We start from the raw sequence: 11,955 nt of genomic DNA on the forward strand, positions 1-11,955 counted from the left end.
ACCTCATCCAATATTTACATAACAACGTATTTTCACTCGACGCAGATAACAAAAAACCCAGCACAGAGGCTGGGTTTTGATGTTCTAGTGGTTAATGAATTAACCGATGTGCGTTGCGCCTGCCATGTACTTCTGAAGTACTGTAGGGATTGCAATGCGGCCGTCTGCTTCTTGGTTGTTTTCTAGGATAGCAACCATTGTACGACCTACAGCTAGACCAGAACCGTTTAGCGTGTGTACAAGCTCAGGTTTCTTCTCGCCTTTACGACGGAAACGCGCTTGCATACGACGAGCTTGGAAGTCCCACATGTTAGAACATGAAGAGATTTCACGGTAAGTTTCTTGAGCAGGAACCCAAACTTCTAGGTCGTAAGTTTTACGAGCGCCGAAGCCCATGTCGCCAGTACATAGAACGACTTTACGGTAAGGAAGTTCAAGAAGTTGTAGAACTTTCTCAGCGTGACCTGTTAGCTCTTCTAGTGCGTTCATTGAATCTTCTGGCTTAGTGATTTGTACTAGCTCAACTTTGTCGAACTGGTGCATACGAATCAGACCACGAGTATCACGACCGTATGAACCCGCTTCTGAACGGAAACATGGCGTGTGAGCTGTCATCTTAATTGGTAGATCCGCTTCGTCAGAAATCGTGTCACGAACTAGGTTCGTTACTGGTACTTCTGCCGTAGGGATTAGAGACAGTTTACGTGGTTCTTCGTCGTTTACTTTTTCCGCTAGAGGCTCTGTGTGGAAAAGGTCTTTACCGAACTTAGGAAGCTGACCAGTACCGAATAGGCTGTCAGTGTTTACTAGGTAAGGTACGTACATTTCAGTGTAGCCATGTTCTTCTGTGTGAAGATCTAGCATGAACTGAGCAATTGCACGGTGTAGACGAGCAAATTGGCCTTTCATCACGATGAAACGTGCGCCAGTGATCTTAACTGCACTTGCGAAGTCTAGACCGCCACCCATTTCACCTAGGTCAACATGGTCTTTCAAATCGAAGTCGTAAGTCTTAGGCTCACCCCAACGAGAGATTTCAACGTTGTCGTTCTCGTCTTTGCCATCTGGCACTTCATCTGCTGGGATGTTTGGTACAGAAAGCGTGAATTCGTCTAGTTGAGCCATTACTTGCTCAAGTTCAACTTTCTTCGCATCAAGATCGCTACCTAGAGTACCGATTTGTTTCTTGATCTCTTCTGCGCCTTCTTTGTCGCCAGCCGCCATTTTTTGGCCGATTTGTTTGGAGATGGAGTTACGCGTGGATTGTAAATTTTCTACTTCTACTTGAATGGACTTACGTTGTTCTTCAAGTTTACGAATAGTCTCTACGTCTAGCTTAAAGCCACGACGCGCCAGTTTAGCAGCTGTTTCATCCAGCTCTGTACGAAGTAATTTAGAATCCAGCATTGTTAATCCTATGCTTTTTGTTGTGAAATCACGCGCACTTTCCAAGCGTACGCGTTAAAAAAATTTACTGAACAAATGTATCCAAAAACGCCTACTTTTCATAGCGCTTTTGTTGGCTATTTGCGTCTAATTTAGCCAAGTAATCTAACTTTTCGCCGATTTTGGTTTCTAGACCGCGATTTGTTGGCTGATAATACTTACGATCCGCCATTTCTGGTGGCAAATATTGCTCACCGGCTGCATAGGCACCCGGCTCATCGTGAGCATAACGATACTCTGCTCCATAACCCATGTCTTTCATCAAACTGGTAGGTGCATTTCGAAGGTGATGAGGCACTTCATATTCAGGTAAGTTATGAGCATCTGTGAGCGCTTGTTTCCATGCCACGTACACCGCATTACTTTTTGGCGCGCACGCTAAGTAAACGATCGCCTGTGCAATCGCACGTTCACCTTCTGCCGGACCAACACGGGTAAAACAGTCCCACGCGGAGAGTGCAACTTGCATGGCTCTAGGATCCGCATTGCCAACATCTTCCGATGCTATCGCAAGTAATCGGCGAGCGATGTAGAGCGGATCACAACCTGCGGCGATCATACGTGCAGCCCAATACAAAGCGGCGTCTGGATTTGAACCACGAATGGATTTGTGAACCGCAGAGATTAAGTCGTACCAGATATCACCTTTGTTATCAAAGCGAGAGACCTTTTCTCCCGCCACTTCCGCAAGCAACTTAAGCGTGATTTCTTTTTCACCATGCGCGTTGTCTTCTGCCATATCGTATAGCAGCTCAAGGTAGTTAAGAGACATGCGAGCATCACCGTTCACTAGCTCTGCTAGGCGATCTAGTACGTTATCGGCGAAATTTGCTGGTGTATTACCCAAGCCGCGCTCTTTGTCGTTAATCGCTTGATCAAGCGCCAGCGATATTTCGCTCTGGTCAAGAGAAGTCAACTTGTAAACGCGAGCACGCGAGAGTAATGCGTTGTTTAACTCAAACGAAGGGTTCTCTGTGGTCGCACCGATAAACGTAACCGTACCGTCTTCAATATGCGGTAAAAACGCATCTTGTTGTGATTTGTTAAAGCGATGCACCTCATCCACGAATAAGATAGTGCGGCGACCTGCCATTTTGTTCTCACGCGCTTTGTCGATCGCAGCACGGATCTCTTTAACGCCAGACGTCACCGCAGATACACGCTCAACTTCGGCATTGGCATAGTTTGCTGCCACTTCCGCTAATGTCGTTTTGCCTGTGCCTGGTGGTCCCCACAAAATCATCGAGTGAATGTGTCCAGCCTCTAGCGCTCGGCGTAGGGGTTTACCCGGACCTAAAATATGCTGCTGTCCAATATACTGTTCGATAGTTTGTGGTCTCATACGAGCAGCAAGGGGACGAAAATCTTCGTCCCCTGAGAAATCTAACGTGTAATTACTCACTACCAATTAATTCCTTTGGTCATCCACTTCCACGCCATCTGGAATTGTGAATGTAAATCTGTCTACCTTTGGTTTACCAAGCTTAACATTACTAAAAGTAAACAGCCCTTTCTGACCATCTTGTTCGATGACGTTAAAGCCTTTCACTACGCCTTTTGTATCAATATTAATTTGGAATTGGCCTTGAGTAGAGTCAATTGCCGTTGGAATGAGCGTAAACTCATTACCTTTCTGAGAAATCTTATAGTTATCCCAATCGCTTGCTCTATTGCGAGTTAACAGCACAAATGGTGTTTGCTCGGTCGCTTGCTCTTGCCAGTAAATGCTTACTTGTTCAATGAATGGGCTGTAATACCACAACGTCTTACCGTCAGATATTAAAAGGTTTTCATCTGGGAAAGTCGTACTCCAACGGAACAAACTTGGACGAGCGATTTCAACCGTGCCCTCACCTTCCATTACCGTTTCACCTTCAGGGCTGATCACTTGTTGGGAGAAATCGGCACTGAAACCCTCGTTCATTGCGAGACGTTTATTGAGCTCATCTTTTGGAGATGCTGCATTCGCAGCTGAAAAGAAAGAAACGCTTAAAACTAGCGCTGAGAAAAGTTTCGCTGAAAATCGTTTTTTCATTCAGATACCTATCAGAGGGTCAAAGACCTAAAGTTACTCACCTCAGTTGGACTGAAGTGAGTAAAACAAGTTCATTAATCTTTTGGCGGCGCAGGAGCTAAAACTTCGCGGTTACCGTTGTGACCCGGTGCACTCACGATACCTTGCGCTTCGAGTTGCTCAACAATACGGGCGGCACGGTTGTAACCGATCTTAAATCGACGCTGTACGCCAGAAACAGAGCCTCGACGTGACTGAACTACGTGCTCAACGACTTGATCGAAGAGTGGATCCACATCTTCATCCGCTTCCATTTGCTCACCTGGCAATAAGCTTTCTGGACTTTGATCTCCGCTGATGATCTCTTCAATGTAGTTCGGTTTACCACGCGCTTTCCAGTTGTTTACAACAGCATGAACATCATCATCTGATGCAAATGCACCGTGGACACGAGTTGTATGACTTGAGCCCGGCGGTAGATACAACATATCACCCATACCAAGCAGTGATTCTGCACCACCTTGGTCTAGAATCGTACGGGAGTCTGTTTTAGTCGATACCGTAAACGCAACACGAGTTGGAATATTCGCTTTAATCAGACCCGTGATAACATCCACCGATGGACGCTGAGTCGCAAGAATTAAATGAATACCTGCCGCACGCGCCTTTTGTGCCAAGCGTGCAATCAGTTCTTCTACCTTCTTACCAACCACCATCATCAGGTCAGCAAATTCATCGACAACAACAACGATGTAAGGCAGTTTTTCTAACAATGGCGGTTCCGTATCCATACTGTCGCCTTCTTGCCAGAATGGATCATGAATTGGGTGACCTGCTTCTGCTGCCATCTTCAACTTCTCGTTAAAGCCTTTCACATTACGAACGCCCAATGCCGACATCAATTTATAACGACGTTCCATCTCACCCACACACCAACGTAGAGCGTTTGATGCGTCTTTCATATCAGTCACAACTTCAGAAAGAAGATGAGGGATACCTTCGTAAATAGAAAGCTCTAGCATTTTCGGGTCAATCATGATGAAGCGTACATCTTCTGGGCCAGCTTTATACAGCATGCTCAAAATCATCACGTTCACACCCACCGACTTACCAGAACCGGTTGTACCTGCTACTAGCACGTGAGGCATCTTCGCGAGATCAGCCACAACAGCTTCACCCGCAATGTCTTGACCTAACACAACCGTTGTTGGTGACGTTGCTTGCTCAAACTGAGGACTACTGATTACATCAGATAAATAGACCGTCTGACGACTCATGTTTGGCAGTTCCAAACCGATGTAAGGCTTGCCTGGGATTACTTCTACAACACGTACAGCCATTGCAGACAATGCACGAGCTAAGTCAGTTGAAAGACCAGAAATACGGCTTACTTTTACCCCCGGCGCCAAATCAAGCTCAAAACGAGTGATCACTGGGCCAGGATAAATCCCCACCACGTCGGCTTTGATTTTGTAGTCCGCTAGCTTGCTCTCAACCAATCGAGCGACCTGCTCTAGAGCATCACGGTCGATAAAGTTTTCGCGTTTTTCTGGATGGTAAAGCAACTCGAGCGTTGGAAGTGGTTCTTCTGGAACAGGCAAGTTTTCTTCTTTCTGTACCAAAAATGGGTTCTGTGTCGCTGCTACTTTGGCTTGCGCACTAGAAACCATGTCTTGGAATGCCGCTACATCTTCGTCGCCGTCTTGAACCTCTTCAACCTCCGCTTTTTGAAGTGCAGGTTCAAATGTTGTTGAAGGTGTTGCCACTTGCTGATGAGGTGTTGCTGGAGCTGGCTGTACTTGTTGTACAGACTGTGACTCCACTTCGTCTTCATCGTCTAACACGTCAAAATCAGAGATCGTAGGTTCAATGTGTTGACTCGATTCTGTTTGCTCCGTGATGCTATCTAGCGCAGCGGAATCAATTACAGGCTCTTCATGCACAGGATGCTCAATACTTGGCTGCTGTACTTGCTCTGCTTCAAATTGTTCGTACTCCGCATAATCTGGTTCAACACTGTTCGGTTCTTCTGTAGCTGTATGTTGCTCTACATAGGAAGAGTAAGTGTCTGCAAATGATGGGGCTACCTGTTCTTCAGTTCCCCAGTCATCTGCTTGTTGCGCTGCAGCTTCAAGCTCTTCTATCGTGACATTCAGCTGCTTGGTACGCTCCAGAAGCGGATCAACGTTATCAGTATTCACCGCATGGACAGGTTGCGTTTGGTGCTCAGGTTGATCATAAACTGGCGCAGCATTAACCGTAGCCTTGTGTTGTGGTGGCGTCGGTTCCACCATCATTTGTTCCGCTGGTTTCTCAGGTTTAGCTTGCGGCATATAAATAGGATACTCATGCGCAGGCGCCGATTCTTTCGGCTCATCGACATCGAACGCCGTTAAATGAGGAAGCGGTTCATCATCAATGTCATGGTCTACGTTATGTCTAGGCGTAGAGACTTTATCTTCCACGAACTCATCTAGCTGAGGTTCTAAAACTTCTTGCTCAGAGCCTCTTATCTTATTTGCAAGCGCCGCAATTAGCGCTAATGCACGATCTCCAAGCCACTCAACGATGTTAAGCCATGAGATGCCAGTAAAGAGAGTAAAACCCGCTCCCCATAAGAACAGCAGTACCAATGTCGTGCCAAGTACATTCAATGTAGGTAAAGCTAGGCTAGACAACACGTCCCCGACGACACCACCGGACGAGAAATACCAAATATCATCAAAATTAATATCGGCTAGACCACAGCTCGTCATTATAAGGACGACAAGGCCGAGTAACCTCGTACCCCATAACATGAAATCAATTGGCTCATCTTCTCCTCGTTTACGGCAAATCACCCATGCAGCCGCAGCTAGCAAGAAAGGGATGGGATAAGCGAGAGAGCCAAATGTGAAGAATAGTGTGTCCGCAAGCCAAGCGCCGAAAAGGCCACCAGCATTGTCGATCTCCCCTCCCCATGCGGTTTGGGACCAGGAAGGATCGGCCGGACTGAAGGTAAATAGTGCAACCGCAAGCAATACCGAGCTAAGAACGCCAACGATAAAGCAGCACTCTTTTAAGCGTTGGAAGCCATTTAAGCGTGAAGACTGGGGCTCTTCACTGGTTTTGATAATGGTTTCGACTTTCTTTGCGTTCTCTTTGAACATAAATCAACTTGAATATGGAAATGAAATAGGAAATTGCAAAACATTCCGAGCGGCATCAAGCCGCTCGGTAAATTGATTTAACCATATCAAAGAGAAAAACCCAATTACTCTCTGGCGAAAGCGGAAGCATATACCGCTTTCTTTGCAAGAAATTAACGAGTTTTGATCACAAGCTGGTTAGATTGTTTCACTTCTTCCATTACAACGTATGTGCGAGTGTCATTTACGCCAGGTAGGCGTAGTAACGTATCGCCCAATAGTCGGCGGTAAGCACCCATATCTGATACACGGGTTTTAAGAAGATAGTCAAAGTCACCTGATACAAGATGACACTCTTGTATGTCGTCTAGCTTTTGAACAGCTGAGTTAAACTGCTCAAATACATCCGGCGCACCACGGTTTAATGTAATCTCAACGAATACTAATAGTGACGCATCCAGGAACTGCGGATTCAATAATGCAGTGTATCCTGTGATGTAACCCTGACGCTCTAAGCGACGTACACGCTCCAAACATGGCGTTGGAGAAAGTCCCACACGTTTTGAAAGCTCAACGTTTGAAATACGACCGTCTTTCTGCAGTTCATTAAGAATGTTGCGGTCGATACGGTCTAGTTCCTTGGACGGCTTTTTATAGTTGTCTGCCATTTTTTATTCCACCTTATTACTTCCTTGCAAAAAAATATACTACAACTTTTTAATATTTGGTGCCAAATTTTACAAATCTATAACTATACTAGTTATTAATTCGACAATAACACCCTACAAACAGTTAATACAACCATTATAGAAAGAGGATACAGGATGATCATTGGCGTACCTAAGGAAATCAAGAACCACGAATATCGTGTTGGTATGATCCCAGCAAGCGTGAGAGAACTCATCTCACATGGTCACCAAGTTTTAGTTGAGACCAATGCAGGTGCCGGCATTGGTTTTTCAGACGATGATTACATCGCTGTCGGCGCATCCATTCTCCCTCATGCTGCAGACGTATTCGCGCAAGCAGACATGATTGTAAAAGTAAAAGAACCCCAAGCAGTAGAGAGAGCAATGCTCCGCGAAGGGCAAATTTTATTTACTTATTTACACCTAGCACCAGATTTTCCACAAACTGATGAGCTAATCAAGAGCAAAGCTGTCTGTATAGCCTATGAGACTGTAACAGATAATATGGGTCGTTTGCCACTGTTAGCACCAATGTCAGAAGTGGCAGGTCGGATGTCTATCCAAGCTGGCGCGCAAACATTGGAAAAATCACACGGCGGTCGTGGTCTGCTACTAGGTGGCGTACCTGGTGTTGAGCCAGCGAAAGTCGTCATCGTTGGTGGTGGTGTTGTTGGTGCAAACGCAGCTCGTATGGCTGTTGGTCTTCGCGCTGACGTAACCATTCTAGACCGTAACGTAGATACACTTCGTAAGCTTGACGAAGAATTCCAAGGTCGCGCTAAAGTGGTTTATTCTACTGAAGACGCTATCGAGAAGCATGTTCTAGAAGCTGACCTTGTTATCGGTGCCGTTCTAATTCCTGGAGCAGCAGCGCCTAAGCTGGTAACAAAAGAGCACATTGCTAAGATGAAACCTGGTGCGGCAGTGGTTGACGTGGCTATTGACCAAGGTGGCTGTTTCGAGACATCTCACGCAACAACCCACGCAGATCCAACTTACATCGTTGATGAAGTGGTTCACTACTGCGTAGCAAATATGCCTGGTGCGGTTGCACGTACTTCAACTTTCGCATTGAACAATGCAACACTCCCTTACATTGTGAAACTCGCAAACAAAGGCTACCGTGAGGCACTTCTAGAAGACAAAGGCTTCCTTGAAGGTCTAAACGTTATTCACGGGAAAGTAACATGTAAAGAAGTAGCAGAAAGCTTTGACTTGGAATACGTTGAACCAACTCAAGCTATCGCTATGTTCAGTTAATGACAAAATAAAACACAATTTGTCACGTTTTGTTTACAAAAGCCCACGCATAAGTGGGCTTTTTCATATAGAGCGTTTAGCTATAAAAAATAACTAATTCTTATATGCGCAAATTAAAATATTTCTAGGTGTAACTGATTTAGGGCAAAACTCTGACAATCTAACACGATAACCACGTTCTTCAAGATAAAGTGCTTTGTCCAATGCGAGCCAGATCTCCAATGGACGTTGAAAAACCAGTTGCACTAAGCTCATTCTCTCCATTTGCCAGAAGCGTTGTTCGCTTAACTTTTCAAAATGATCGAAATCGATTTCTTGAGAAAGAACGATACCTTTCTGCTCCGCCGCCCAGCGACACAAAGATTCAAAGCCTTCACTTAATTGCGACTTACGAATACTGGGGACAGGTTGATATTCTGCCATGCCTAACGCTCGTCGAGTAATCAAATCGAAGCCAAGACGAAACACCATTTCCTGCTGACGATGGCGACGTACACGCTCCCCCCCTGTCACCGTTTGCTGTAACGGGATACGCAGTTCTTGCTTAGACAATGAGAGAGAAGAAACCCTCCCCGGTTTCGACATCGGCTGGTATTGTTCCGACTGAATCAAGTGATAACAACAAGGTGAGATGGTCATCGCAGCAATCCCATTCTCACTGCCGTACTGCATTAGACGAACATGGAGGTCACCACACGCATGCAGTGCCACCGCGTGTTGCGTTGGCTTGAATACCGCTTTTGCTTTGCTATCAAACGCGTCACCTTGAATAAACGTCATTTTCCAATGGTGTTCATTCGCAGCTTGTTGCCCTGAATCACACAGTGCTTGTTGATATTCGAAACTGGTCACAGGCTGATCGGTTTGTGTTGCTAGGATTCGTCCTAAATAACCTTTCCCTGAACACCACTCTAACCATTCTTCGCCACAGTGTTGTTGAATTGCAGCTTCACCCATCGAGCTGATTTGCTCCAGCTTACGTCCGGGAATGCCGTTGTCTAAACCACGAGCGAGTGCCAAACCATTTAAGGTTAAAGACTCTAAACGCGTGTGATAAGCGAGTTGTTCGAGTTGAGGCACGAACGCGCTTATCGCTTTTAAGGCGAGTTCAGGTTCCGCTTTATACTCTTCGATTTGAGAGGGAGAAAGAGACACTAACCACTGGCACAACTGAGGGTGTTGCTCTTGCCAAGGTAATGAGGTGTGAATGCTACTTTTAAATGGTTCAAACCGCCATAGCGATTCGTTTTCCAATAAGCAGTCATTAATAAATTGAAATTGCGTTTTCATAACTCCCCCTACAACGAGCGCATTGTAGAGGGAATCGAAACATCAATGAAGTGTTATCTCACCGGGAGCTCGATGTCTTTAAACATCTCTTCGATTTCTGCATTAGATTTCAACGAAATCGCCTGCTCTACCACTGGGCGAGTTAAATGAGGAGCAAAGCGTTCCATAAAATCGAACATGTATGAGCGCAGGAATGTGCCGCGACGGAAGCCAATACTTGTCGTACTAGCCCCGAATAAATGGCTCGCATCTATTGCGACTAAATCGCTGTCCTGCTCTTCATCCACAGCCATGCTCGCAATCACACCAACACCAATACCCATGCGAACATACGTTTTAATAACGTCCGCATCAGTTGCAGTGAACACCACTTTCGGGGTTAAACCCTCACGATTAAATGCGGTATCTAACTCTGAACGGCCCGTAAAACCAAACACATAAGTGACCAATGGATAAGCGGCAAGATCGCTGATCGTTACCTTATCTTTCTTCGCTAATGGATGATCTTTAGGCACGACAATTGAACGGTTCCAGTGATAACAAGGCAGCATGATGGCATCTTGATATAAGTGAAGCGCTTCTGTCGCAATCGCAAAGTTCGCCGTACCTTTAGCAATTGCCTCAGACATTTGTGACGGCGTACCTTGATGCATGTGTAATGACACTTTTGGGTAGCGAGAAGTGAAACCTTTGATGACATCCGGCAAAGCATAACGCGCTTGCGTATGTGTCGTGGTGATATTCAGCGTCCCCATTTCTGGGTGGGTGTGCTCCCCTGCTACAGCTTTGATACTTTCTACACGAGCGAGAATTTCTTGAGAGATACGTACAATTTCTTCACCAGCAGGTGTCACCTGTGTTAAGTGCTTACCGCTACGTTCAAAAATCTGAATGCCTAACTCATCTTCCAGCAACCGAACCTGCTTACTGATACCTGGCTGAGAGGTATACAAGCTTTCTGCCGTCGCGGATACATTCAGATTATGGTTTACAACCTCAACAATATACTTCAGCTGCTGCAGTTTCATCGTAATCCCTTACTTGTTCATGAGAGAATTTATTGGCCACTCGGACGAGCGATATAATAATTAGTTATAACGCGTTCAAATCGAAATGAACAGTAATTTCTAACTTATACCTCAATCACATACTGATAATCCTCAACATAGAAACAATATGCACAAAGTTGAGCCAATAAATGACTGAATTTCTATGATGTGACTTCTATCAGTAGCTAAAACGTGGGAGAGACAAAATAATCAAACAAATAGGGTGCCGAGTAAGATAAGATTCATGTATTCTTTAACGCTAGCCGTAGAAAAGTAAAGCAGACGCAAAGATATGAATATTGGTTTAATAATCGCTTTGGTAGCCATCCTACTGGTGTTGATCCTAGGCTATAACATTATGTTGCAGTATAAGGTCAAGGTAGAGACTGCGAAAAGACAGGAGTCCGCACGCTATGTTGCCTTGATTGATGGCACTGAAGAGTTGATTGGTCATGCGCACCATATCCCTTTTAGCAAGGAGCTGTTGCTATGTCTAAACAATCGTATTCTTGACGCGCTAGAAAGCATGCATGAGCTTGACCCGAAGAATAAGCAGCTTGTTCAACGTATCGAAAACATGAAGCAACAGATTGAGCAACTGAAAGAGAATGGTCCCACTGGCGAGAGTACCACGTTCAAAATGCCGAGCAGTGATAAACAAGCCATCGTCATGCTTAAGTTGGTGAAGCGCCTTCGCGATACTATCCGTAACGAACACAATAAAGGCCGTATCGACACCCAGACTTATGTCGCTGAAAATGCGCGTTTAGAAACGATGCAGATTCGTATCAACATCGAAAACGTCATCAAAAGAGCAAACGACTCTATTGCTCGAGGTCAACCTGGCACAGCACTTCAACTGCTACGCAAAGGTATCGATGCATTGAGTACAAAGAGCGACCCCTACTCGATTCAAGCGAAACAGAAGCTTGAAGACATGTTGGGCGACCTAGATAAAAAACGCCAAGATAAAAGTGATGCTGAAATGCAGCAGATCGCCGATAAAGAGCGCGACAATGACATGGAAGCACTCTTCGGCGAGAAGAAAAAGTGGTAACATTCACTTAAGGTCAATAAAG

9 protein-coding genes are annotated in these 11,955 nt (G+C 45.4%); 2 read left to right on the plus strand and 7 right to left on the minus strand.

Features of this window, described 5'->3' with window-relative positions:
* Positions 1–99 precede the first annotated feature (99 nt).
* The 5 genes from serS to lrp form a co-directional block, all read right to left on the minus strand.
* The gene (gene serS, locus D8S93_RS06045; protein ID WP_152812436.1) at positions 100–1,407 is read right to left on the minus strand and encodes a serine--tRNA ligase; all 1,308 of its coding nucleotides are present in this window, start codon (positions 1,405–1,407) and stop codon (positions 100–102) included.
* Positions 1,408–1,498: 91 nt separating this feature from the next.
* Positions 1,499–2,854 (minus strand): replication-associated recombination protein A, encoded by a 1,356-nt coding sequence (locus D8S93_RS06050; protein WP_193621584.1) that lies wholly within the window; start codon positions 2,852–2,854, stop codon positions 1,499–1,501.
* Positions 2,855–3,481 (minus strand): outer membrane lipoprotein chaperone LolA, encoded by a 627-nt coding sequence (lolA, locus tag D8S93_RS06055; RefSeq protein WP_139060898.1) that lies wholly within the window; start codon positions 3,479–3,481, stop codon positions 2,855–2,857.
* A gap of 74 nt (positions 3,482–3,555) precedes the next feature.
* Positions 3,556–6,609, minus strand: a complete 3,054-nt coding sequence (locus D8S93_RS06060) for a DNA translocase FtsK 4TM domain-containing protein (RefSeq protein ID WP_152812438.1) — start codon at positions 6,607–6,609, stop codon at positions 3,556–3,558.
* Positions 6,610–6,761: 152 nt separating this feature from the next.
* Positions 6,762–7,256: a leucine-responsive transcriptional regulator Lrp gene (gene lrp / locus D8S93_RS06065; protein WP_005378234.1), complete on the minus strand. Its 495-nt coding sequence runs from the start codon at positions 7,254–7,256 to the stop codon at positions 6,762–6,764.
* A gap of 156 nt (positions 7,257–7,412) precedes the next feature.
* On the opposite strand from lrp, the gene ald reads away from it, so the two are divergent.
* Positions 7,413–8,537: an alanine dehydrogenase gene (ald, locus tag D8S93_RS06070; protein ID WP_152812440.1), complete on the plus strand. Its 1,125-nt coding sequence runs from the start codon at positions 7,413–7,415 to the stop codon at positions 8,535–8,537.
* A 93-nt stretch (positions 8,538–8,630) separates the two neighbouring features.
* On the opposite strand, the gene D8S93_RS06075 is transcribed toward ald, so the two are convergent.
* Together D8S93_RS06075 and cysB are read right to left on the minus strand one after the other, a co-directional pair.
* A complete protein-coding gene (locus tag D8S93_RS06075; RefSeq protein ID WP_006742884.1) occupies positions 8,631–9,827 on the minus strand; it encodes a methyltransferase in 1,197 nt (398 codons plus the stop codon).
* 53 nt (positions 9,828–9,880) lie between these two features.
* Positions 9,881–10,855 carry an HTH-type transcriptional regulator CysB gene (cysB, locus tag D8S93_RS06080; RefSeq protein ID WP_152812442.1) on the minus strand — a complete coding sequence of 325 codons (975 nt, stop codon included), beginning with the start codon at positions 10,853–10,855 and terminating at the stop codon, positions 9,881–9,883.
* Positions 10,856–11,168: 313 nt separating this feature from the next.
* On the opposite strand from cysB, the gene D8S93_RS06085 reads away from it, so the two are divergent.
* A complete protein-coding gene (locus tag D8S93_RS06085; protein WP_152812444.1) occupies positions 11,169–11,933 on the plus strand; it encodes a DNA repair protein in 765 nt (254 codons plus the stop codon).
* Positions 11,934–11,955 lie beyond the last annotated feature (22 nt).

The sequence above is a fragment of the Vibrio sp. VGrn 2 genome (assembly GCF_009361695.1).
Classification (GTDB): domain Bacteria; phylum Pseudomonadota; class Gammaproteobacteria; order Enterobacterales; family Vibrionaceae; genus Vibrio; species Vibrio diabolicus.

Coding starts and splice junctions, on each gene's coding strand:
- serS (WP_152812436.1), bottom strand. CDS start 1,407: ATGCTGGATTCTAAATTACTTCGTACAGAGCTGGATGAAACAGCTGCT.
- D8S93_RS06060 (WP_152812438.1), bottom strand. CDS start 6,609: ATGTTCAAAGAGAACGCAAAGAAAGTCGAAACCATTATCAAAACCAGT.
- lolA (WP_139060898.1), bottom strand. CDS start 3,481: ATGAAAAAACGATTTTCAGCGAAACTTTTCTCAGCGCTAGTTTTAAGC.
- D8S93_RS06075 (WP_006742884.1), bottom strand. CDS start 9,827: ATGAAAACGCAATTTCAATTTATTAATGACTGCTTATTGGAAAACGAA.
- D8S93_RS06085 (WP_152812444.1), top strand. CDS start 11,169: ATGAATATTGGTTTAATAATCGCTTTGGTAGCCATCCTACTGGTGTTG.
- ald (WP_152812440.1), top strand. CDS start 7,413: ATGATCATTGGCGTACCTAAGGAAATCAAGAACCACGAATATCGTGTT.
- cysB (WP_152812442.1), bottom strand. CDS start 10,855: ATGAAACTGCAGCAGCTGAAGTATATTGTTGAGGTTGTAAACCATAAT.
- lrp (WP_005378234.1), bottom strand. CDS start 7,256: ATGGCAGACAACTATAAAAAGCCGTCCAAGGAACTAGACCGTATCGAC.